Annotated in this window: 23 protein-coding genes; 6 read left to right on the top strand and 17 right to left on the bottom strand. The window is 67.1% G+C overall.

Features of this window, described 5'->3' with window-relative positions; all coding sequences use genetic code 11:
- Nucleotides 1-7: 7 nt before the first annotated feature.
- Nucleotides 8-496 (bottom strand): PaaI family thioesterase, encoded by a 489-nt coding sequence (locus Q0309_RS16195; protein WP_299443569.1) that lies wholly within the window; start codon nt 494-496, stop codon nt 8-10.
- Nucleotides 497-625: 129 nt separating this feature from the next.
- Here Q0309_RS16195 and Q0309_RS16190 point away from each other — a divergent pair, with 129 nt between their 5' ends.
- Both Q0309_RS16190 and Q0309_RS16185 read left to right on the top strand, forming a co-directional pair.
- Nucleotides 626-1,243 carry a hypothetical protein gene (locus tag Q0309_RS16190; protein ID WP_299443566.1) on the top strand — a complete coding sequence of 206 codons (618 nt, stop codon included), beginning with the start codon at nt 626-628 and terminating at the stop codon, nt 1,241-1,243.
- Nucleotides 1,244-1,316: 73 nt separating this feature from the next.
- Complete coding sequence (locus tag Q0309_RS16185; RefSeq protein ID WP_299443563.1) at nt 1,317-2,129, top strand: enoyl-CoA hydratase; 813 nt, start codon at nt 1,317-1,319, stop codon at nt 2,127-2,129.
- Between the two features lie 7 nt (nt 2,130-2,136).
- Here the strand turns inward: Q0309_RS16185 and Q0309_RS16180 are convergent, their stop codons facing one another.
- Nucleotides 2,137-2,574, bottom strand: a complete 438-nt coding sequence (locus Q0309_RS16180) for a hypothetical protein (RefSeq protein ID WP_299443560.1) — start codon at nt 2,572-2,574, stop codon at nt 2,137-2,139.
- 458 nt (nt 2,575-3,032) lie between these two features.
- On the opposite strand from Q0309_RS16180, the gene Q0309_RS16175 reads away from it, so the two are divergent.
- The gene (locus Q0309_RS16175) at nt 3,033-3,659 is read left to right on the top strand and encodes a CHAP domain-containing protein (RefSeq protein ID WP_299443557.1); all 627 of its coding nucleotides are present in this window, start codon (nt 3,033-3,035) and stop codon (nt 3,657-3,659) included.
- A 9-nt stretch (nt 3,660-3,668) separates the two neighbouring features.
- Here Q0309_RS16175 and Q0309_RS16170 read toward each other — a convergent pair whose 3' ends face one another.
- The 4 genes from Q0309_RS16170 to yajC form a co-directional block, all read right to left on the bottom strand.
- The gene (locus Q0309_RS16170; RefSeq protein ID WP_299443554.1) at nt 3,669-4,031 is read right to left on the bottom strand and encodes an MTH938/NDUFAF3 family protein; all 363 of its coding nucleotides are present in this window, start codon (nt 4,029-4,031) and stop codon (nt 3,669-3,671) included.
- A 76-nt stretch (nt 4,032-4,107) separates the two neighbouring features.
- Complete coding sequence (gene secF / locus Q0309_RS16165; protein WP_299443551.1) at nt 4,108-5,205, bottom strand: protein translocase subunit SecF; 1,098 nt, start codon at nt 5,203-5,205, stop codon at nt 4,108-4,110.
- Between the two features lie 12 nt (nt 5,206-5,217).
- Complete coding sequence (gene secD / locus Q0309_RS16160; RefSeq protein WP_299443548.1) at nt 5,218-6,780, bottom strand: protein translocase subunit SecD; 1,563 nt, start codon at nt 6,778-6,780, stop codon at nt 5,218-5,220.
- 143 nt (nt 6,781-6,923) lie between these two features.
- Nucleotides 6,924-7,421 carry a preprotein translocase subunit YajC gene (yajC, locus tag Q0309_RS16155; RefSeq protein ID WP_366940647.1) on the bottom strand — a complete coding sequence of 166 codons (498 nt, stop codon included), beginning with the start codon at nt 7,419-7,421 and terminating at the stop codon, nt 6,924-6,926.
- Between the two features lie 332 nt (nt 7,422-7,753).
- On the opposite strand from yajC, the gene Q0309_RS16150 reads away from it, so the two are divergent.
- Nucleotides 7,754-8,419, top strand: coding sequence for a hypothetical protein (locus Q0309_RS16150; protein ID WP_299443545.1), 666 nt, complete (start codon nt 7,754-7,756; stop codon nt 8,417-8,419).
- Nucleotides 8,420-8,536: 117 nt separating this feature from the next.
- Nucleotides 8,537-9,403 (top strand): ATP-binding protein, encoded by an 867-nt coding sequence (locus tag Q0309_RS16145; protein ID WP_299443542.1) that lies wholly within the window; start codon nt 8,537-8,539, stop codon nt 9,401-9,403.
- 13 nt (nt 9,404-9,416) lie between these two features.
- Here Q0309_RS16145 and Q0309_RS16140 read toward each other — a convergent pair whose 3' ends face one another.
- The 7 genes from Q0309_RS16140 to Q0309_RS16110 form a co-directional block, all read right to left on the bottom strand.
- Entirely contained in the window at nt 9,417-10,025 is a 609-nt protein-coding gene (locus Q0309_RS16140; protein WP_299443539.1) for a MerR family transcriptional regulator, read from the bottom strand.
- A 41-nt stretch (nt 10,026-10,066) separates the two neighbouring features.
- A complete protein-coding gene (gene ihfA, locus Q0309_RS16135) occupies nt 10,067-10,384 on the bottom strand; it encodes an integration host factor subunit alpha (protein ID WP_299443536.1) in 318 nt (105 codons plus the stop codon).
- A gap of 280 nt (nt 10,385-10,664) precedes the next feature.
- Nucleotides 10,665-11,639, bottom strand: coding sequence for a beta-ketoacyl-ACP synthase III (locus Q0309_RS16130; protein WP_299443533.1), 975 nt, complete (start codon nt 11,637-11,639; stop codon nt 10,665-10,667).
- Nucleotides 11,639-12,700: a phosphate acyltransferase PlsX gene (gene plsX / locus Q0309_RS16125; protein WP_299443530.1), complete on the bottom strand. Its 1,062-nt coding sequence runs from the start codon at nt 12,698-12,700 to the stop codon at nt 11,639-11,641. The genes Q0309_RS16130 and plsX overlap by 1 nt, the downstream gene beginning before the upstream one ends.
- Nucleotides 12,701-12,769: 69 nt before the next feature.
- On the bottom strand, nt 12,770-12,952 hold the full coding sequence (gene rpmF / locus Q0309_RS16120) for a 50S ribosomal protein L32 (protein ID WP_299443527.1): 183 nt from the start codon (nt 12,950-12,952) through the stop codon (nt 12,770-12,772).
- 148 nt (nt 12,953-13,100) lie between these two features.
- Nucleotides 13,101-13,676: a DUF177 domain-containing protein gene (locus Q0309_RS16115; protein ID WP_299443524.1), complete on the bottom strand. Its 576-nt coding sequence runs from the start codon at nt 13,674-13,676 to the stop codon at nt 13,101-13,103.
- Complete coding sequence (locus tag Q0309_RS16110) at nt 13,673-14,314, bottom strand: ubiquinol-cytochrome C chaperone family protein (protein WP_299443521.1); 642 nt, start codon at nt 14,312-14,314, stop codon at nt 13,673-13,675. The genes Q0309_RS16115 and Q0309_RS16110 overlap by 4 nt, the downstream gene beginning before the upstream one ends.
- Nucleotides 14,315-14,497: 183 nt before the next feature.
- Here Q0309_RS16110 and bamE point away from each other — a divergent pair, with 183 nt between their 5' ends.
- Complete coding sequence (gene bamE, locus Q0309_RS16105) at nt 14,498-15,001, top strand: outer membrane protein assembly factor BamE (RefSeq protein ID WP_299443518.1); 504 nt, start codon at nt 14,498-14,500, stop codon at nt 14,999-15,001.
- Between the two features lie 23 nt (nt 15,002-15,024).
- On the opposite strand, the gene Q0309_RS16100 is transcribed toward bamE, so the two are convergent.
- Genes Q0309_RS16100 through Q0309_RS16085 form a run of 4 tightly spaced genes read right to left on the bottom strand, consistent with a single transcriptional unit; the run spans nt 15,025 to nt 18,405 of the window.
- A complete protein-coding gene (locus tag Q0309_RS16100; protein ID WP_299443515.1) occupies nt 15,025-15,963 on the bottom strand; it encodes a branched-chain amino acid ABC transporter permease in 939 nt (312 codons plus the stop codon).
- A complete protein-coding gene (locus Q0309_RS16095; protein ID WP_299443512.1) occupies nt 15,963-16,826 on the bottom strand; it encodes a branched-chain amino acid ABC transporter permease in 864 nt (287 codons plus the stop codon). The genes Q0309_RS16100 and Q0309_RS16095 overlap by 1 nt, the downstream gene beginning before the upstream one ends.
- 20 nt (nt 16,827-16,846) lie before the next feature.
- A complete protein-coding gene (locus Q0309_RS16090) occupies nt 16,847-17,551 on the bottom strand; it encodes an ABC transporter ATP-binding protein (RefSeq protein WP_299443509.1) in 705 nt (234 codons plus the stop codon).
- The gene (locus Q0309_RS16085) at nt 17,548-18,405 is read right to left on the bottom strand and encodes an ABC transporter ATP-binding protein (protein ID WP_299443506.1); all 858 of its coding nucleotides are present in this window, start codon (nt 18,403-18,405) and stop codon (nt 17,548-17,550) included. The genes Q0309_RS16090 and Q0309_RS16085 overlap by 4 nt, the downstream gene beginning before the upstream one ends.
- Nucleotides 18,406-18,413: the final 8 nt, after the last annotated feature.

Raw genomic sequence — 18,413 nt, 5'->3', positions numbered from 1 at the left:
GATGGTATCAGGATACCTTGTCCCAGCTCCCAGCCTCAATGGCCTTTTCCACCGCCGCCGATTCCGGCAGCGGCGGCGCCGAGTAGGTGCCGACCGTATGCGCCACCAGCAGGCGTTCGCCGTCCGGGTCGCTGGTCCCTGAATACAGTTCGACCTCGACCACGATCAGGCGGCGGCCGCCCTTCAGCGCGTGCGCCTCGGCGATGACGTCGCCGGGCGCCGGCTTGCGCAGGAAATTGATCGACAGGTTGGTGGTCACCGCCAGTTCCACCGGCCCCAGAAGGCTGAGAACGACGGCATACATGGCGACGTCGGCCAGGGCCATCATGGCCGGTCCCGCCACCGTGCCGCCGGGCCGCACCAGGTCCGGGTTGAAGGCCATGCGCAACCGCCCCCGGCCGTGCTCGATCGCCTCCGTGCGGATGCCGAGCAGTCGGGTGATCGGCAGTTCCCGATCCAGGATGGCGGTGAACTCGGGCAGTGAAATTCGGGACATGGGCGGGTATAGTCCATGGGCGGCGGGGGTCGAGGCCGTCAGACTACATCCAAACGGCACCGTATGGAACCGGATGCGGCGGAGGCACCCGGGCCACGGTCATGGCAACGTTATGGGGGACGAGTGGTCATGATGACCTTGAGCCTGACGCGGACCCTTTTGGTGGCGGGTGTGATCGCCCTTTCCGGCGGCCTGCTGATCGGCGATGGCGCCCGCGCCCAGTCGGGCAATGCCGCCGCAGAGGCGCGCGCGGCCGTGGCCCGGGCCGCCGAGAGTGTCACCGCCGGCCGGCCCGCCGAGGCGGTGGAGGCGTTGCGCGAGGCGACGTTGGCGGTGTGGAGCGCCGCGCCCTTCGATCTGACCCGGGTCGAGGCCACGACCGAGGTCGCCGCCGGCTTCCGCGCCTTTACGCCGCGCGAGCCCGGCCCGTATGCGGCCGGTGAAACGCTGCATCTTTACATTGAGCCGATCGGCCTCGCCTATGAGTTCGAGGACGGGGTCTACACCCTTGGCATGACGGCCGATTTCCTGGTGCTGGACACCGATGGGACGGTGCTGGGCGGACAGCGCAACTTCGCCGACGTCCCCTTTTCCTTCCATGCGCCGTCGACCCGCGTCTACATGACCATGTCGCTCGGCACCGAGCGGCTGCCGGCCGGCGACTACGTCATCCAGCTCACGGTGCACGACGCCGTGGCCGGCGATACCGTCACGCGCGAGGTGCCGTTCTCGGTGGCCGCACCCTGACGCGCCCCCTTGACCGATGGGGGGCGGCGGGTGACATGAGACGGGCGCACGGCTCATTCACGGAGGCTTTCCCATGTCCACCCGCGCCACCGCCGAGACCACGACGTCCGAGCCGATCCTTCTGCGCGAGGACGCCGGCGGCATCGCCACGCTGACGCTCAACCGGCCGACGGCCCGCAACGCCCTGTCGGTGGCGCTGATGACGGACCTGCAGGCGGCGCTCACCGCCGTTGCCGAGGACGACTCGGTGAAGGCGGTGATCCTCGCCGGCAACGGACCCGCCTTCTGCGCCGGTCACGACCTGAAGGAGGTGCGGGCCAATACCGGGCGGGACTTCTACGAAAGCCTGTTCCAGCAGTGCTCCAACCTGATGCTGGCCATCACCCGCCTGCCCAAGCCGGTGATCGCCCGCGTGCACGGCATGGCGACGGCGGCCGGCTGCCAGTTGGTGGCCACCTGCGACCTGGCCGTGGCGGTCGAGGACGCCCGGTTCGCCACACCGGGCGTGAACATCGGCCTGTTCTGCTCCACGCCGATGGTGGCGCTGACCCGCAACGTGGGGCGCAAGCAGGCCATGGAGATGCTGTTGACCGGGCGCCCGATCACGGCCGACGAGGCCCTGGCGGCCGGGCTGATCAACGCCGTCGTGCCCGACGAGGCGGAGCTTGACCGGCGCGTGACCGCCCTGGCCGGCACCATCGCCGCCAAGTCACCGCTCACCCTGGCCATCGGAAAAGAGGCCTTCTATCGCCAACTCGACATGCCGCTGGCCGACGCCTACGCCTACGCCAGCGATGTCATGACCACCAACATGCTGGCCCGCGACGCCGAGGAGGGCATCGACGCCTTCCTGGAAAAGCGCGAGCCCAAATGGACGGGGGAGTAGCCGCCTTTTAGCGGTGACCGCGCCGCTCGACGATCAGGTTCCGAAGTGGCGCGATCTCTTTCAGAAACGGATGCCGGAGGAGCGCGCGCTGGCGCCAGCTCAGATCCGGCCACGGGCGGTCGAACGCCGGACGCAGGGGCTCGGGCGGAGAGTGAACGTCGTCCGACGTGTCGAACACGCCGCCAAGCTGGGCCATCGCCTTGTCCAGGTGAGCCCAAAGGTACGGGTGAAGCGGAATCGGCGTGCAGACCGCGATCCGGTGATCGGTGCGCTCCCAGTGGAGAAGCATCGCCCGCGCCTGGGCGGTCTCCACACAGGTGAGGTCGTCATCCTCATCGTACGCCGACTTCAGGTCGAGCCCGGTGCGGTCGCGCAACGCCGCCACCACGGCATCCAGGGGCGGGCTGCCGGCCTCGAACGTCCATGCGCCACCTTGAAGACCCATGCGATCATCTCCCCTGACCTATGATACTCACAGTTCACCGCCAGTGTTCGCGTGAGCCGACAAGACGGAACAGAACCCCTCCCCAACCCTCCCCGTAAACGGGGAGGGAGTCCGGACTGCACCCGTTCCGCGGCCTGCTCTCCGGCCTACCGAAAAATGCGAACCAGACTCCTCTTCCATTTATGGGGGAGGTCGGGAGGGGGTTCAGGCGGAAGGCGCCGCCTTCACGGTTGTGTGAATCGGGTAGCCCCGTGACGGCGGGTTAGGTCGTCGCCGCCGCGCCGCCCAGCACGGTGATTTCGTTACCCAACCTGACGCCCAGGCGCAACAGTCCGGGCGATCGGTCCCATTTGTATAATGGATTTTTCCCATTGAAAACAATGCATTAGATAGGTATACTATCCTTAATTCTTAGAATAAGACCGTAGAGGCTTGGGATGACGTCAGAGATTCCCAAAATGGCAGGACCGCGAAGCCCCCTCCCCTGCCCCGCCAAGAAGGCGGCGCTGGTCGGGGTCGTGTTGCTGACGCTCGCGGCGTGCGGAACGGTGGACGTCGGCGAGGGATTGGTGCCCGTGCCGGCCTACAGCGGCGACGAGGATTTCGTCTGGTGTGTCCCCTACGCGCGGGAGATCTCCGGGGTTCAGATCCGGGGCGACGCGGACACGTGGTGGGATCAGGCCGCCGGGCGGTACCGACGCGGCAGCCGGCCGGCGCCTTACGCCGTGCTGGCCCTGAAGCCCGACAGCCGCCTGACTGACGGCCACATCGGCGTGGTCACGGGCATTCTGGGGCCGCGCGAAATCCGCGTCAGTCATGCCAACTGGGGTTGGAACAGCCGCACGCGCGGGCGCGTCTACACCCACATGCCGGCGATCGACGTGTCGCCGGGCAATGACTGGAGCCGGGTGCGCTTCCATCACCCGGACACTGGCGGGTACGGGCGGGTCTATCCGGCTTTGGGCTTCATCTACCCCGATAACCGGACGATCCCCGACATCCGCGTGGCCGAGGCGGAGACGTCGCCTCCTCCGCCTTCACCCGCACCGAACGCGGCCGCCACGGCCATGCGACAGTTGTTCTGACGCCGGCCGCTATACCGCCACCAGGGCCGCCGCCGCGCGGCGGTCCTCGGCCAGCAACACGTTCCAGGTGCGGCAGGCGGCGCCGGTGTCCATGGGCTCGGTGACGATTCCACGCTCGCGCAAGGTCGTCCGCACAGCGGCGGGCACGACCGTCATGGACGCCCCGCACCCCACGATCAGCACCTCGACCTCGTCGGACGCTTCCAGAATGGCGCCCAGGCCCTCGGCACTGATCTCGCCCGACCAGGGGACGATCCGATCGCGAAAGGTGATCAGCGACCCGACGTGCTGCTGGCCGGCAATGCGGAATGCGCCATCGCCGTAGGCCTGAACGATCGGCCGGCCGGCGGGAACGAGGGGCGTGATGTCCATGGGCGCGTCGCCTTTTTGTGCCGGTCTGGGTGGAGCCCCTCACGTGGGATCCGTGGCCGGTCCGTCAACCCGACCGTCACCGCCGCTTGGCCCGCCCCTTCTTGGGCTTCTTGCCGCTGTAGCCGGACGTGGGCGCGGGCCGAGGGGCCGCCGGCGCGGGCTCCGGTTCGGCGGGCGTCGAAGGCTCGTGTGGGATCTCGGCCTCTGTGTCTTTCTCCAGCACGACCCCGTCCGGCGCGTCCCCGTCCTCGGGCTGTTCCTCGCCGGTGATCGCCTCGCGCCGCAGGTCGAAGTACACCAGGATCGGGACCGCCACGTAGATGGTCGAGTAGGTGCCGATGATGATGCCGAAGGCCAACGCGGCGCTGAAGTTGCGTAGGACGTCGCCGCCCAGGATCAGCAGCGACAGCACCGCGATCAACGTCGTGACCGAGGTCAGGATGGTACGCGACAGGGTCCTGTTGAGCGACAGGTTGAGCAGGTCAACCAAGTCCATCTTCTTGAACTTGCGCAGTTTCTCGCGCACCCGGTCGTACACCACCACGGTATCGTTGATGGAATAGCCGGCCAGGGTCAGCAACGCCGCCACGGTGGTCAGGTCGAACTCCAACCGCAGGATGGAGAACAGGCCCAGCGTGATGAGCACGTCATGGACCAACGCCACCATGGCGCCAACGGCGAACTGCCACTCGAACCGGAACCAGATGTAGAGAACGATCGCCAGGATCGACAACGTCACCGCCCAGATGCCGGCCTCGATCAGTTCGCCGCCCACCTTGGGGCCGACCAGTTCGACGCGGCGGTAGTCCACGCCCTCGCCGAGCACGCCCTGAACGGCGGCCAGGGTGGCGTTCTCCTGTTCCTCGGTGGCGTCGTCCGGTTGCTGCACGCGGATCATGACATCGCGCTCGTCATCGCCAATGTGCGTCAGCGAGACGGCGCCCATGCCGAGGGTGTTCAGGCGGTCGCGTAGCTGCGCCATGTCCGGGGCCTCGGGCAGGCGCGCCTCGACCAGCACGCCGCCGGCGAAGTCGATGCCGAAGTTGAGCTGCTGCACGCCCAGAGAGACGACAGAGGCCACCATCAGCACGCAGGACAGGATGAGCGCCACCAGGCGGCGCTTCATGAAGTCGATGTGGGTATCGACGGGAATGAGGTTGAGCAACGCGGGCATGGTGGCGGGTCCTCAGATCGGCAGGGCTTTGGCATGGCCGCGGCGCAGCCAGGTGACGACCATCAGGCGGGTGACCATGACGGCGGTGAACATCGACGAGACGATGCCGAGGCTGAGGGTCACCGCGAACCCCTTGACCGGCCCGGAGCCGAAGTAGAACAGCAGGCCGGCGGCCACCAGGGTGGTGACGTTGGCGTCGACGATGGCCTTGAACGCCTGCCGGAAGCCTGTCTCGATGCTGTTGCGCAGGGTGCGGCCGTTGCGGGCCTCCTCGCGCATTCGCTCGAAAATCAGAACGTTGGCGTCCACCGCCATGCCCATGGTCAGCACGATGCCGGCGATGCCCGGCAGTGTCAGGGTTGCGCCCAACAGGCTGAGCGCGCCCAGCAGCAGAAACAGGTTCACGAACAGGGCCGCCACGGCCATGCCGCCGAACAGGCCGTAGGTGGCAAACATGAACACCACCACCAGGGCGAAGCCGAGCAGGCTGGCCAGGGCGCCGGCCCGGATCGAGTCGGCGCCAAGGCCGGGGCCGACGGTGCGTTCCTCCAGCACCGTCAGCGGCGCCGGCAGAGCGCCCGCCCGCAGCAGCAACGCCAGGTCCTGCGTTTCCTGCACCGCGAAACTGCCGGAGATGATGCCGGAGCCGCCCAGGATCGGCTCCCGGATGACGGGGGCGCTGATGACCGCGTCGTCCAGAACGATGGCCAGGTTCTTGCCGACGTTGTCCTGGGTGACCCGGCCGAAACGGCGACCGCCGGCCGTGTCGAAGCGGAAACTGACGACGGGCTGGTTGTCCTGGAAGCTCGGCTGAGCGTCCACCAGCCGGTCGCCCGACACCTCGACGCGCTTGCGGACCGGATAGGTGGGCGGTCCATCGGCGTTGTTCTCCGCCGCCGGCAGGATCACGGTGCCGGGCGGCACCTGACCACTGGCGAGTTCCTCGGGCGAAACCCGTTCGTCCACCAGATGGAAGGTCAGCTTGGCCGTGCGCCCGATCAGGTCCTTGATGCGCTGCGGATCGTCGACGCCGGGAAGCTCGACGATGATGCGGGTCTGCCCTTGCCGCTGGATGGTGGGTTCGCGGGTGCCGGTCTCGTCCACGCGCCGCCGCACGATCTCGATCGACTGCTCGACGGCCTGATTGCGGCGCTCCGCCATGGCCTGTTCGGTCAGCGTCATGACGAACCGGCCGTCGTCCTCGGCCGTGACCTCGACGTCATCATCAAGACCGGCGAGCAGACGGCGCGCGGCGTCGCGTTGCCCGGCGTCGGGAATGGAGACCACCGCCGACGTGCCCTCGACCCCCAGCCCCAGATAGCGGATCCGGGCGGTGCGCAGTTCGGCGCGGGCTCCCTCTACCAGGGCCTCCAGCTGCTCGGCCACCACGACGTCGGTCTCCACTTCCAGGAGGAGGTAGGACCCGCCCTGAAGATCAAGGCCGAGCGTGACCGGCTGCCACCAGTCGGGCAGCGTATCGGCCGATCCCCGGATCGCGTTCGGCGCGGAAAAGAAGACACCCGCCAGACAGATCAAAACGATGAGGGTGGTCTTCCATTTGGCGAAATAGAGCATCGCGGGGTGATCCCGTTTGCTGGAGCCCGAGGGGGCACACGGTCATGGAGTGCGGACGAGGGCCGACGGCGGGCGGACCGACTTTGGCCGGACCGGCGCGGGACGGACGACGCCCTGCCATCCGCCGCCAGCGGCGGCCAGGACTACTTTTTGGACAGCAGGCCCTTCAGCTTGCTGGCGGAGCCGCCCGAGCCGCCGGAGCCGCTATTGTCCGGAGGCGTATCGCCGCCGTTGGCGTCGTCGTCGCCGTCGTCCGTGTCGTTGGCGGTCGCCTGGCGTCCCTTGCCGCCCTTGCCCTTGTCGCCGCCGCTGGCGACGGGTTCGGTCTTGGAGGCGACATCGGCCACCATCTCGCGCATGACCTTGACGCGCACGTTGTCTGCAATCTCAACCAGAAGCTCTGAGTCGTTCGTGACCTTCACCACCGAGCCGACGATGCCGCCGTTGGTGACGATGCGATCGCCCCGCCGGATGGCGGCCAGCATGGCCTTGTGGTCCTTCATCCGCTTCTGCTGCGGGCGGATGATCAGGAAGTAGAAGATGACGAAAATCAGGATCAGGGGCAGGAAGGCCCCCAGGGCATCCAACGTGCCACCGGCGGGGGGGGCCGCAGCCTGGGCAAAAGCGGGACTGATGAACATCCGCGCGCTCCTTGTGTGCGGGGTGTCGGGACTCAGGAGCCGGGACTATACTCATCCACGCCCCCGATGCAAACGCAGCGGCGCGCGCTTTGATGTGTCGGACCCGGCAGAGATGACCCGGTTCCTCCATCAAATCCGGCAGGTTTTTCCGACACGCGAAACAACTCGCCTCACACTGCAATGCGTTGTGAAAGCTGTTGAATGGCAGGCGATCGGAAAACGAAGGGTCGGTCATGATTGCGTCAAAAAGTGGCACGCATCTTGCGGCGACGTTCGCGGTATGCGCCCATCCATACTGAACCGAAGCCACGGCTCGAAAAGGAGTGACGAAGATGGATGTCACGGCGACTGCGAATTCTGTTTACCAACAATACAGCGCTGTCCTCGATCAGTTGAAGAGCGGTAAGATCAGTGCCCGGGACGCCTACGACCATTATACGGAAGCGTTTGCTGAGATCCGAGGTCTGCAGTCCTTCGTTGCGCGGCGGGGCGCCGACCTTACGACATCCGAACTGACCCCTGAAATGAAGACACGGCTATCCGAAGTGCGACAAGTCCTGCTCGCACAGCAGGAGCGCGCGAGCGCAGACATTGGCGGCTCCGCCGTGACTCATGCGTCCGAACCGCCTCCCCTCCCACACGCGCCGATCCTGCCCCACATTGGCCCCGCCGTCGATGCTGTCCAGCGGTTTGCCGACGAATTCGGGGGGCTCGATGAAGCCGCTTTCAAGGACCATGTTCTTTCGTTGATGGAGGCCGCACAGGCGGGCATGGCGGAGTTCTCCCCCTTCGTCCATGAGATGGAAAAGGCTGGCGTTACCATCAAGGAACTGGCTGGGTCCCTGATTTACCGGGGCGACGACGGGGATTTCAAGGTCGTGGGTGAAGGCCAGTGGGCACGGGATGTCGAGGCGTTCATCAATGGAACCCCCGGAGTGAAGGCCCTCTACGAAAAAAACTGGAGCGACCAGTGGAAACCGGTGAACGAACGCACCTGATGCAAACGCGGGCGGATGAGAGTTTGACCGCCCCGCCTTGCCGGTCCGCGCGGCCATGGTATGGTGCCGCCCCCGCTCCACCGGAGCGAAGACCGAGGAGGGAGCCCCGCGTTGACCATGCCGGACCTGGATCGCATCGCGCACAGCCTGGACCGTATCGCGGAGAGCCTGGAGCGGCTGGCCCCGGCACCGCCGCCGGAAGCCCACCTGGACGGTGCCGATGCCTTCGTCTGGCACGCGGACCGGGCGTGGCTGGAGCCGGTGACACGGGTCAACCGGATTCCCCTGGACCTGTTGCAAGGCATTGATCGCCAGATCGAGACCCTGGCCGAGAACACGCGCCGCTTCGCGCGCGGCCTGCCGGCCAACAACGCCTTGCTGTGGGGTGCGAGGGGCACGGGCAAGAGCTCGCTGGTCAAGGCCGTGCACGCGGCGATTGTCGCGGACGTGCCGGACGCCCGGCTGGCGCTGGTCGAGATTCACCGCGAGGACATCGCCACCCTGCCCCGGCTGTTGTCGATCCTGCGGTCGGTGGACCGGCGGTGCCTGCTGTTCTGCGACGACCTGTCGTTCGATGCGCATGACACCAGCTACAAGTCGCTCAAGGCGCTGCTGGAAGGTGGCATTGAGGGGCGACCGGAGACCGTGCTGTTCTACGCCACCTCCAACCGCCGGCACCTGCTGGCCCGCGAGATGGTCGAGAACGAGCAGTCGACCGCCCTGCACGCCGGCGAGGCGGTAGAGGAAAAGGTTTCCCTGTCGGACCGGTTCGGCCTGTGGCTGGGGTTCCACAACGTGGATCAGCCGACGTTCGTCTCCATCGTACTGGGCTACGTTCGTCACCACGGGCTGAGCATCGACGAGGAGACCGTCAGGCGGGAGGCCGTGCAATGGGCCACCACCCGGGGCAGCCGCTCCGGCCGTGTCGCGTGGCAGTACATCCAGGATCTGGCGGGCCGCCTGGGGCAGCCGCTAGCGGAGTGAGCCGTCGGTCCCGTCACCACTCCGGCGGCGGGGGCGGCGGCCGGGTTGCGTCCAGCGCCTGGCGCAGAAGCCCCTGCAACGTGGCCAGTTCGTTGACCGCCTTTGACAACTCGGCGCGCACCGGCGCGCTCAGGGACGCGGCCGAGTCGCCCGCCTCGGCGTCATCCTGGTCGGCCCCGATGGAGGCCGCCTCCAGCGCGTCCGTTTGCGATGGCTCGTCCGCTTCGTCTCCAGTCTCGGCGTCCTCTTCGCGCGCCTCGGACATAGCCAAGCCGACCGGGCCGACCATGCCGCCCTCGGCCTTTTCCTGGCGTTCCTTGATGGTATTGACCAGGGCCTTGGCGCCGTTGTCGCGCAGCAGCTTCTGCACGCCCTTGATGGTATATCCCTCGCGGTACAGCAGGTCGCGCAGGGTCGTCAGCAGGACGACGTCCTCGGGCCGATAGTATCGCCGACCGCCCCCGCGCTTCATGGGGCGAATCTGGGTGAACTTGGTCTCCCAGAAGCGCAGAACGTGCTGGGGGACGTCCAGTTCCGTGGCGACCTCGCTGATCGTGCGGAACGCGGCGTCGGACTTCTGCGACCGACGGCTTCCCCCGTCTCGGGCCTGGCCTTCCGCCACGGCCTTCTCCTTTCGATCCGGACTGCCGGCGCCGGGGGCCATCACGAACGCCCGGTGCCAGCCGTGGCGGCCTTGTTGATGCGGGTTTTCAGCAACTGAGAAGGGCGAAAGACCAGAACCTTGCGCGGCATGATGGGCACTTCTTCGCCGGTCTTGGGATTTCGCCCGACGCGCTGCCCTTTCTCGCGCACCGAAAAGCTGCCGAACGACGAGATCTTCACGGTCTCGCCCCGCGCCAGGGCCTGCGACATTTCGTCCAGCACGGACTCAAGCAGGTCGGCCGATTCGTTGCGGGACAGGCCAACCTCCTGGTAGACCGCCTCGCTCAGTTGCGATCGCGTTATCGTTTGCCCGCTCATGCCACACCGGCCCTTCGTGTTCTTACCGTGACGTGCGCCGTCCGTCTGAACGCAACGGCGCGGCCATCTCGTCCATTCTTGGCGGAGGGTCTTGCCCGGGTGGGTGCGCGGGAATGCGCCACGACCGTTCCGCCGCGAACGCTTCCACGGGCGACGGGCCGGACCAAGACAGGGGCAAGCCTCGAACCAGATACGAAGAGTACCGGGTCGGCGGAAAGTCGTCAATATCAGTGATTTGCAGGGGCGAGATTAAACCGCCGTGGAAGCACTCGCAGGACCGTCACAGACGGATCAGAGCCGATCCCCACGTGAATCCGCCGCCCATGCCTTCCAACAGCACCAATTGCCCCGGCCGGATGCGTCCGTCGCGTCGGGCCTCGTCCAGGGCCAGCGGCACCGATGCCGCCGAGGTGTTGGCATGGCGAGCCACCGTGGAGATGACCTTGTCCGCGGACAGTCCGATTTTGCGGGCGGTGCCATCGAGGATGCGCTGGTTGGCTTGGTGTGGGACCAGCCAGTCAAGGTCATCGATCGACATCCCGTTCGCCTGCAACGCCTCGTCGGCCACCTGCGCCATGTTGGCCACCGCGTGCCGGAACACCTCCTTGCCCTGCATCCGGAGGTATCCAGTGGTCTGGGTCGACGAGGGTCCGCCGTCCACATACAGAAGGTCGTGCTGGCGGCCGTCGGCGTGCAAATGGGTCGACAGAATACCCCGCTCCGTGGCGTCGCCCTGCCCTGCCCCCGCACGCAGGACCACGGCCCCGGCTCCGTCGCCAAACAATACGCAGGTGGCGCGATCCTCCCAGTCGAGGATGCGCGAGAATGTCTCCGCGCCGATCACCAAGGCAGTTCGGGCCTGGCCGACTCGGACGTAGGCGTCGGCCGTGGCCAGGGCGTAGAGGAAGCCGGTGCAGACGGCCTGGATATCGAAGGCAATGCAGCCGAAAGCCCCCAACGCCGCCTGAACCTTGGCGGCCGTCGCCGGAAACGTGTGATCCGGCGTGGCCGTCGCCAACACGATCAGGTCCAGGGCCGCCGGGTCGATGTCGGCGTCCTCGACGGCCCGGCGCGCGGCGGCGATCGCCAGATCCGAGGTCAACTCACCGGGGGCGGCGAACCGGCGTTCCTCGATTCCCGACCGCTCGCGGATCCACGCATCGCTGGTGTCCACGGTCTGGGCCAGTTCGTCGTTGGTGACCACGCGGGAGGGAAGATAGGCGCCGGATCCGACAAGGAGCGACCGTGTGACCATCAGCCGTTCGCCGCCTCTTCCAGCCCTTTGGCGTCGAGTCCCGAGGCGCGCTGCACCTTCATGAACTCGCCCTTGATGGTGTCGTTGAAGCCGTGTGACACGAGGTCGACCGCGACGCCGACGGCATTGGCGAAGCCCAGCGGATCGGTGCCGCCATGCGATTTGACGGCGATTCCGTTCAAGCCGAGGAACATGGCCCCGTTGTAGCGGCGCGGATCAACACGCGCGCGCACCTTGTTCACGGCCGAGCGCACAAGCAGGTACCCGAGTCGCGTAACGATCGAACTCTCGAACGCGCCGCGGATGAAGGCCGAATAGAGCTTGGACGTCCCCTCGATGGCCTTCAGGGCGACATTGCCCGTGAAGCCGTCGGTGACCACCACGTCGACCGTGCCCTTGCCGATGTCGTCGCCCTCGACGAAGCCGTGAAAGCGGATCGGCAGCGAACTGGTCTTCAGGATGGCGGAGGTCTGGCGCAGGGTTTCCGTGCCCTTCTGGTCCTCGGTACCGATGTTCAACAGGCCGATCGTGGGCTTCTCAAGGCCCAGCACGGTGCGGGCGAACACCTCGCCCATGATGGCGAACTGCACCAAGTTGTCCGCGTCGCACTCGGCGTTGGCCCCGAGGTCAAGCATCACCAGGTCGCCCCGCTGGGTGGGCATCATGGCGGCGATCGCCGGACGGTCGATGCCCGGCAGCGTGCGCAGGGACAGCTTGGCCATGGCCATGAAGGCACCGGTGTTGCCGGCCGAGACCATGCCGGCGGCCTCGCCCTCCTTGACCGATTGAATGGCCTGCCAAAGGCTGCTGTCGCGGCCGCGTCGCAACGCTTGCGAGGGCTTTTCGTCGTTACCGACGACGCCCTCGGCATGGCGGATGTCGCAGACCTCGGCCAGCGTCTTGTCCCGCTCGACCATGGGACCCAGCACCGCCTCGTTGCCATGCAGCAGGTAATGCGCGTGCGGATGGCGCGTGCGAGCGATCTTGATCCCCTTCAGGACCATGTCGGGCGCTTGATCGCCCCCCATGGCATCCAGGGAGAGAGTGAGGCGTGCACTCACGGGGACCCCATTCAACGGTCACGGTTGCCGGCGCCGCCCCGTGCCGAGGCGCGCCTTTGGATCACCCTATCAGGCCGCCTCGGGATTGACGACCTCGCGGCCGTCGTAGTGGCCACAATGCGCGCAAACATGGTGCGGGCGCTTCAGCTCGCCGCAGTTCGGGCATTCGTTGTACGGGCCGCTTTTCACGGCGTGATGGGCGCGCCGCATGTTGCGCCGGGATTTCGAGATTTTGCTCTTGGGTACCGCCATCGGACCTGTCCACGTTCTCTGAACTGCAGGAAGCCTGAGGAAAAACAAGCGAGGCCACCGCCTCGGGGCGCCCCAGGCGCGAGCGCGTCTATGTAGCGGAATTCGCATGGCCCCGCAAGCGACCGGACGGAACGATCGCGGTGTTTTTTCAGGTTCCGGACGACCCGGTCTTGAGGGCCGCCAGGGCGGCGAAGGCTCCGGGGGCAGTCTCTCCCGCGTCGTCCTCGTCCGACCACGCCGCCGAGTCGAAGACGGCACCGGGCGCGCGGGGGTGCGGATCCAGCGCCAGCCCCAGCGCCTCGGCCAGAACCTCGCCAATGTCAATCGTGCCGTCGACGATCGGATCGGCCTCGTCGTCGTCCTCCCCCGGATGGACATCCAGCACGGCGGCGGTGTCGTCCGTCGCGCTGTCGTCCGAAAACCGCCGCCGCACCGCCTCGGCGATCCGGCCCGGCACCCGATCGAGCGTAACCACGCAGGTCTGTTCGACGTCCGCCTCAAGGTCGGCCGACACTTCCACCTGTGTCACGCCGCGCCCGGCGCCCAGCGGGCGAACCAGCACTGTCGCCGCGAAGCGATGCAGTTCCGTCAGGCCGAAACGCGCGGCCAGGGCGGCGCGTTCGGCCTCGGACGCCTCGACCCCGACCGTTCGGCCCTCGGGCGGCAGGGACACCACGCCGATCGGTCGCGAAAACTCCAGGTGTGGGTCTTGCGGATCACTCATCGGACGGTCTCTTTGGCAGGGATGTTCACCCGCTGGCCTTGCGGGTCGGGGTAGTGAATCGATCCATGCGCCAGGGCGTCCCACGTCCAGGTTTCCGACGCGGCCACGAGCGCCTGAACATACCCGGCCAACGCCGTCAGTCCCTCCGGCGGGGCCGCTACCTTGTGATAGACGTTGCGGTCCAGGGCGTCTCGCAACGCCTGTTCGTCGCCCGCGTCCAGCGCCGTGTCGTAGATCGCCACCCGCCCGTAGAATCCTTTCGCGAGCTTCTTCATACGCGCGCCGATGCGCATGTCGCTGACCCCGGCTTCGCGCAGGTTGGTGTCCAGGTCCCAGACCATGTGGTCGAACAGGGCCTGGGAGAGCCCGGCGGCATCGGTGTCCGCCTCCGCGTGTCCCGTCTGGGCCGCCTGCTCCCGTTGCAAGGCGCCCAGGCGGCGAAACAGCGCATGGACGTGCAGGACAAGGACGTCGTAGCGCCCTTCGAGCGTATCGGGCACGCCCCAGTCCTGGTAGAAGATGGATTGGCGTGTGCTACGCACGGCCTCACCGTACAAACGCTCCACGACCGCGCGGGCCTGCGCGCGCTCTTCGGATCGTGCCCGGGCGCGGGCACCAAAAAAACGACTGATGACCATGAGTCTGGCGGGGTCCATTCCCTCGTGACAACAGCCTTGGCGGTCGGCGGTGGCCGTCCGGCAGGCGCTTTTTTTGCAGTGTCAGGGTGGTATATTAGTGACCGCCTCGGTCCGGTGCAAAGCCTTGATCGGCCGCCCAGGCAGCGGCGCCGGACCCTTCCAACGGCAAAGGGAGAGCCATCCGTGATCACCCGTCCGGTTTCCCGTCAGTTCAGGGCCTCACGCCTGGCCGCGACGGTTGGCGTCTGCGCGATCGTCTTCGCCGTGGGGGCCTGCGCCCCGGAAATCAGCGCCCGTGGCAACCAGCCGAAGCGCGACCTTCTGTCAGAGGTCGAGGCCGGCAAGCAAACCCGGGCCGAAGTCGCCGCGTTGCTGGGGACGCCGTCCGCGACCGGCACCTTCGACAACGAGACGTGGTACTACATCAGTGCCCGCACACAGCAGTACGCGGTGTTCGAGCGCGAGGAACTGGACCGGCGGGTCGTGGCGATCTCGTTCGACGACGCCGGGGTCGTCAGCGAGGTGCGGGAACTGGATCTGGCCGATGGCAAGAACGTCGCGGTGGTGGAGCGCGAGACCCCCACCCTTGGCAACGAACTGGGGATCCTGGAGCAGTTGCTCGGCAACCTGGGCCGGTTCGAGGGCGACAACGGCCCCGGGCTGACACAAGAGATTCCGGGGCTGTAGTCGCCGTCCGGCGCGGGGCGGGTCTACCCCCGCCCCTTGCGCCGCGCGTGCTCCGGCAGGATGCCCTGCGGGCGGGCGATCAGGATCACCTGCAACAGCACGCCGATCAGCAGCACGCGGAGCGCGCCGGCCTGCGTGGCGTACTCGGCGCCCAGGGCGTCGGTCAGGAACTGGGTGGCGGACCACAGCATCCAGATGGCGAAGGCCCCCAGCACGGCGCCCCGGTTGTTGCCGGCGCCACCGGCGATCAGCATCACCCACACCAGGAACGTCCCGTACAGCGGCATGAACGCCTCGGGGCTGATGAAGCCGATGAAGTGGGCGTACAGGCCGCCGGCCATGCCCATCAGGCTGGAGCCGAACACGAACGCCTGCAGGCGGAAGCGCGCCACGTTCTTGCCGGCAGCCATGACGCCATCCTCGTTCTCGCGGATCGCCCGCAGCACGCGACCCCAGGGCGAGCGCCGGGCCTGCTCCACCAGCCAGTAGGCCAGCAGGACGAACGCCGTGACGACGCCGAGCGACACCAGCGGGTTCGCGCCCAGGGTTTCCACGAACGGGCGCGGAATGCCGGGCACGCCGCGCACGCCGTTGGTCAACCAGTCCTCGTTCTTGAATACGATGCGGATGATCTCGGCGATGCCGATGGTGGCGATGGCCAGGTAGTCCGAGCGCAACCGCATGGTCACCCAGCCGATCCCCACCGCCACCACGGCCGACGTGGCCATCGCCCCGGCGATCCCCACCAGGAAGGGCAGATCGAACCCGCCAAGGTGGGCGGTGCTGGTGGCCGTGGTCAGGATGGCGCTGGTGTAGGCGCCGACGGCGAAGAACCCGGCGATGCCGATGTTGATCTGCCCGGTCAGGCCGTACTGCACGTTCAGGCCCAGCGCCAGCACCGCGTAGATGCCGGCCTGGGTCAGGAAGAAGACGCCGTAGGTGGCAAGCCCGCCCAGTTCCATCACGGGTTCCCCTTGAACAGGCCCTGCGGCCGCACGACCAGCATCAAGACCATCAGCGCGAACGCCACCGCCGGTTTGTAGGTGGGGTTGATGACCATGGTCGACATCTCCATGGCCAGGCCGATCACCATGCCGCCGGCGATGGCGCCGTAGGGCCGGCCGATGCCGCCCAGGATGGCCGCCGCGAACACCGGCAACAGCAATGACCACCCCATCACCGGGTGCAGGCGCGTGTCCATCCCCAGGAAGATGCCGGCGACCGCCGCCATGCCGCCACCCACGGCCCAGGTGACCAGGATCACCCGCTCGGACGGGATGCCGGAGACCAGGGCGAGGTCCATGTTGTCGCTCATGGCGCGCATGGCCTTGCCCATCTTGGTGCGCGTCAGGAACAGGTGCAGCAGGATCACCAGGACCACCGCGCCGAGGACGATCCAGACGTGGTCCGGCTTGATGACGATATCGCCGATCCGCCAGGGCAGTTGGATCCCGCTCTGGTAGACTTGGTTGTGCGGCCCCCAGATGAGCTGCACGACACTGCGCAGGGCAATGGCGATGCCGAACGAGGAGATCAACAGGATGATCGGCGAGGCGCGGCGCAGGTGCCGATAGACCGTCTGGTCGATGGTCATCGCCGCTAGCGCGGCCCCGGCGACGGCGAAGGGCGCCGACGCCCACACCGGGAAGCCCAGCCCGACCACCATCGAGAACGCGAAATAGGCGCCCAGCGTCATCAGGTCGCCGTGGGCGAAATGGGCGAAGCGCAGGATGCCGAAGATCAGCGAAACGCCGATGGCCCCCAGGGTCAGGATGCTGCCCGACACCACGCCGTAGATCGCCAGTTGCAGGAGTTCCGTGCCCATTCCGCCGTCAGCCCCCCGAATCAGCCGCCAAGAAACATTTCGGCCACGTCCTTGTTGGCCAACAGATTGGGGCCGGTGTCGTCGATCCGGTTCCGCCCCATGGTCAGCACGTACCCGCGATCACACACCGCCAGCGCCTGCTTGGCGTTCTGCTCGACCATCAGAATGCCGATTCCGGCCTCGTTGATCTTGCGGATACGGTCGAAGGTCTGGTCGATGAAGATCGGCGACAGCCCCGCCGTCGGCTCGTCCAGCAGCAACAGCTTGGGGTCCAGCATCAAGGCCCGACCCATGGCCAGCATCTGCCGCTCGCCCCCGGACATGGACCCGGCCACTTGGTTGCGGCGCTCGGCCAGACGCGGAAAAAAGTTATAAATTCGATCCATTTGTGGGCGGATATCATCATTCCGGATGAAGGCGCCCATCTCCAGGTTCTCCTCCACGGTCATGGAGGGAAACACGTTCTGTTCCTGCGGGACGTAGGAGATCCCCTGGCGCACGATCTGATCAGGGCGCAAAGGCGTGATGTCGCGCCGCTCGAACAAGACGGCGCCCTCGCGGATCTTCACCAGTCCGAAGGCCGCCTTCATCAGCGTCGACTTGCCGGCGCCGTTGGGGCCGATGATGACCACCATCTCGCCCGGCTCCACCCGTAGGTCGACGCCGTGCAGGATGTCGGCGCCACCGTAGCCGCCGGTCACCCCCTCGATGGACAGCAGGGTCATGGCCGCCACTCCTCGTCGGTCCCGTCCGCGCCAACGGTCGCGCCGTTGCCGCCCTTGCCGATGTCGTCCTCGGCCATGGCCGACACGCCTCGCCCGGACACCCCGCCGCCCAGATAGGCGTCCTGCACCTCGGTGTTGGCGCGGACCTGGTCCATGGAGCCCTGGGTCAGCACCCGTCCCTGGGCCATCACCACCACCGGATCGCAAAGCTGGGCGATCAGGTCCATGTCGTGCTCGATCAGGCAGAAGGTATAGCCGCGATCCTGGTTCAGCCGCCGGATGGCGTCGCGGATGTTGTTCAGCAGGGTGCGGTTGACGCCGGCGCCTGGCTCGTCGAGCAGCACCACCTTGGCGTCGATCATCATGGTGCGGCCCAGCTCCAGCAGCTTTTTCTGCCCGCCCGACAGATTGCCGGCCAGTTCGTCGGCCACGTGGGTCAGGTTCAGGAACTCCAGCACCTCGTCGACCTTGGCGCCGATGACGCGGTCCTGGCGTTTCACCATGCCCCAGCGGAACCAGGCGTTGGGCAGCACCTCGCCGGACTGGCCCGGCGGCACGATCATCAGGTTGTCCCGCACCGTCATGCGGGAGAACTCCTTGGGGATCTGGAACGTGCGCACCAACCCGCGATGGAACAGCTTGTGCGGTGGCAGGCCCGTCACGTCCTCGCCGTCCAGAAGGACACGCCCTTCGTCGGCGTTGAGAAACCCAGCCAGGATCGAGAACAGCGTGGTTTTTCCGGCACCATTGGGACCGATCAGGCCGGTGATGCCGCCGGTCGCCACGGTGAAATGCACCGAGTCGACGGCCCGCAGGCCACCGAATGCCTTGGAGATGCCTTCGATCTGGATCACGGGAGAAA

Source organism: uncultured Rhodospira sp. (assembly GCF_937138205.1).
Classification (GTDB): domain Bacteria; phylum Pseudomonadota; class Alphaproteobacteria; order Rhodospirillales; family Rhodospirillaceae; genus Rhodospira.
Note: the sequence above shows the minus strand (reverse complement) of the source record. Positions and strands in the feature narration are given on the sequence as shown.

Bases quoted from the DNA above. Each gene is read 5' to 3' on its own strand.
- Q0309_RS16195 (WP_299443569.1), bottom strand. From the start codon at position 496: ATGTCCCGAATTTCACTGCCCGAGTTCACCGCCATCCTGGATCGGGAA.
- Q0309_RS16190 (WP_299443566.1), top strand. From the start codon at position 626: ATGATGACCTTGAGCCTGACGCGGACCCTTTTGGTGGCGGGTGTGATC.
- Q0309_RS16185 (WP_299443563.1), top strand. From the start codon at position 1,317: ATGTCCACCCGCGCCACCGCCGAGACCACGACGTCCGAGCCGATCCTT.
- Q0309_RS16180 (WP_299443560.1), bottom strand. From the start codon at position 2,574: ATGGGTCTTCAAGGTGGCGCATGGACGTTCGAGGCCGGCAGCCCGCCC.
- Q0309_RS16175 (WP_299443557.1), top strand. From the start codon at position 3,033: ATGGCAGGACCGCGAAGCCCCCTCCCCTGCCCCGCCAAGAAGGCGGCG.
- Q0309_RS16170 (WP_299443554.1), bottom strand. From the start codon at position 4,031: ATGGACATCACGCCCCTCGTTCCCGCCGGCCGGCCGATCGTTCAGGCC.
- secF (WP_299443551.1), bottom strand. From the start codon at position 5,205: ATGCCCGCGTTGCTCAACCTCATTCCCGTCGATACCCACATCGACTTC.
- secD (WP_299443548.1), bottom strand. From the start codon at position 6,780: ATGCTCTATTTCGCCAAATGGAAGACCACCCTCATCGTTTTGATCTGT.
- yajC (WP_366940647.1), bottom strand. From the start codon at position 7,421: ATGTTCATCAGTCCCGCTTTTGCCCAGGCTGCGGCCCCCCCCGCCGGT.
- Q0309_RS16150 (WP_299443545.1), top strand. From the start codon at position 7,754: ATGGATGTCACGGCGACTGCGAATTCTGTTTACCAACAATACAGCGCT.
- Q0309_RS16145 (WP_299443542.1), top strand. From the start codon at position 8,537: ATGCCGGACCTGGATCGCATCGCGCACAGCCTGGACCGTATCGCGGAG.
- ihfA (WP_299443536.1), bottom strand. From the start codon at position 10,384: ATGAGCGGGCAAACGATAACGCGATCGCAACTGAGCGAGGCGGTCTAC.
- Q0309_RS16130 (WP_299443533.1), bottom strand. From the start codon at position 11,639: ATGGTCACACGGTCGCTCCTTGTCGGATCCGGCGCCTATCTTCCCTCC.
- rpmF (WP_299443527.1), bottom strand. From the start codon at position 12,952: ATGGCGGTACCCAAGAGCAAAATCTCGAAATCCCGGCGCAACATGCGG.
- Q0309_RS16115 (WP_299443524.1), bottom strand. From the start codon at position 13,676: ATGAGTGATCCGCAAGACCCACACCTGGAGTTTTCGCGACCGATCGGC.
- Q0309_RS16110 (WP_299443521.1), bottom strand. From the start codon at position 14,314: ATGGTCATCAGTCGTTTTTTTGGTGCCCGCGCCCGGGCACGATCCGAA.
- Q0309_RS16100 (WP_299443515.1), bottom strand. From the start codon at position 15,963: ATGGAACTGGGCGGGCTTGCCACCTACGGCGTCTTCTTCCTGACCCAG.
- Q0309_RS16095 (WP_299443512.1), bottom strand. From the start codon at position 16,826: ATGGGCACGGAACTCCTGCAACTGGCGATCTACGGCGTGGTGTCGGGC.
- Q0309_RS16090 (WP_299443509.1), bottom strand. From the start codon at position 17,551: ATGACCCTGCTGTCCATCGAGGGGGTGACCGGCGGCTACGGTGGCGCC.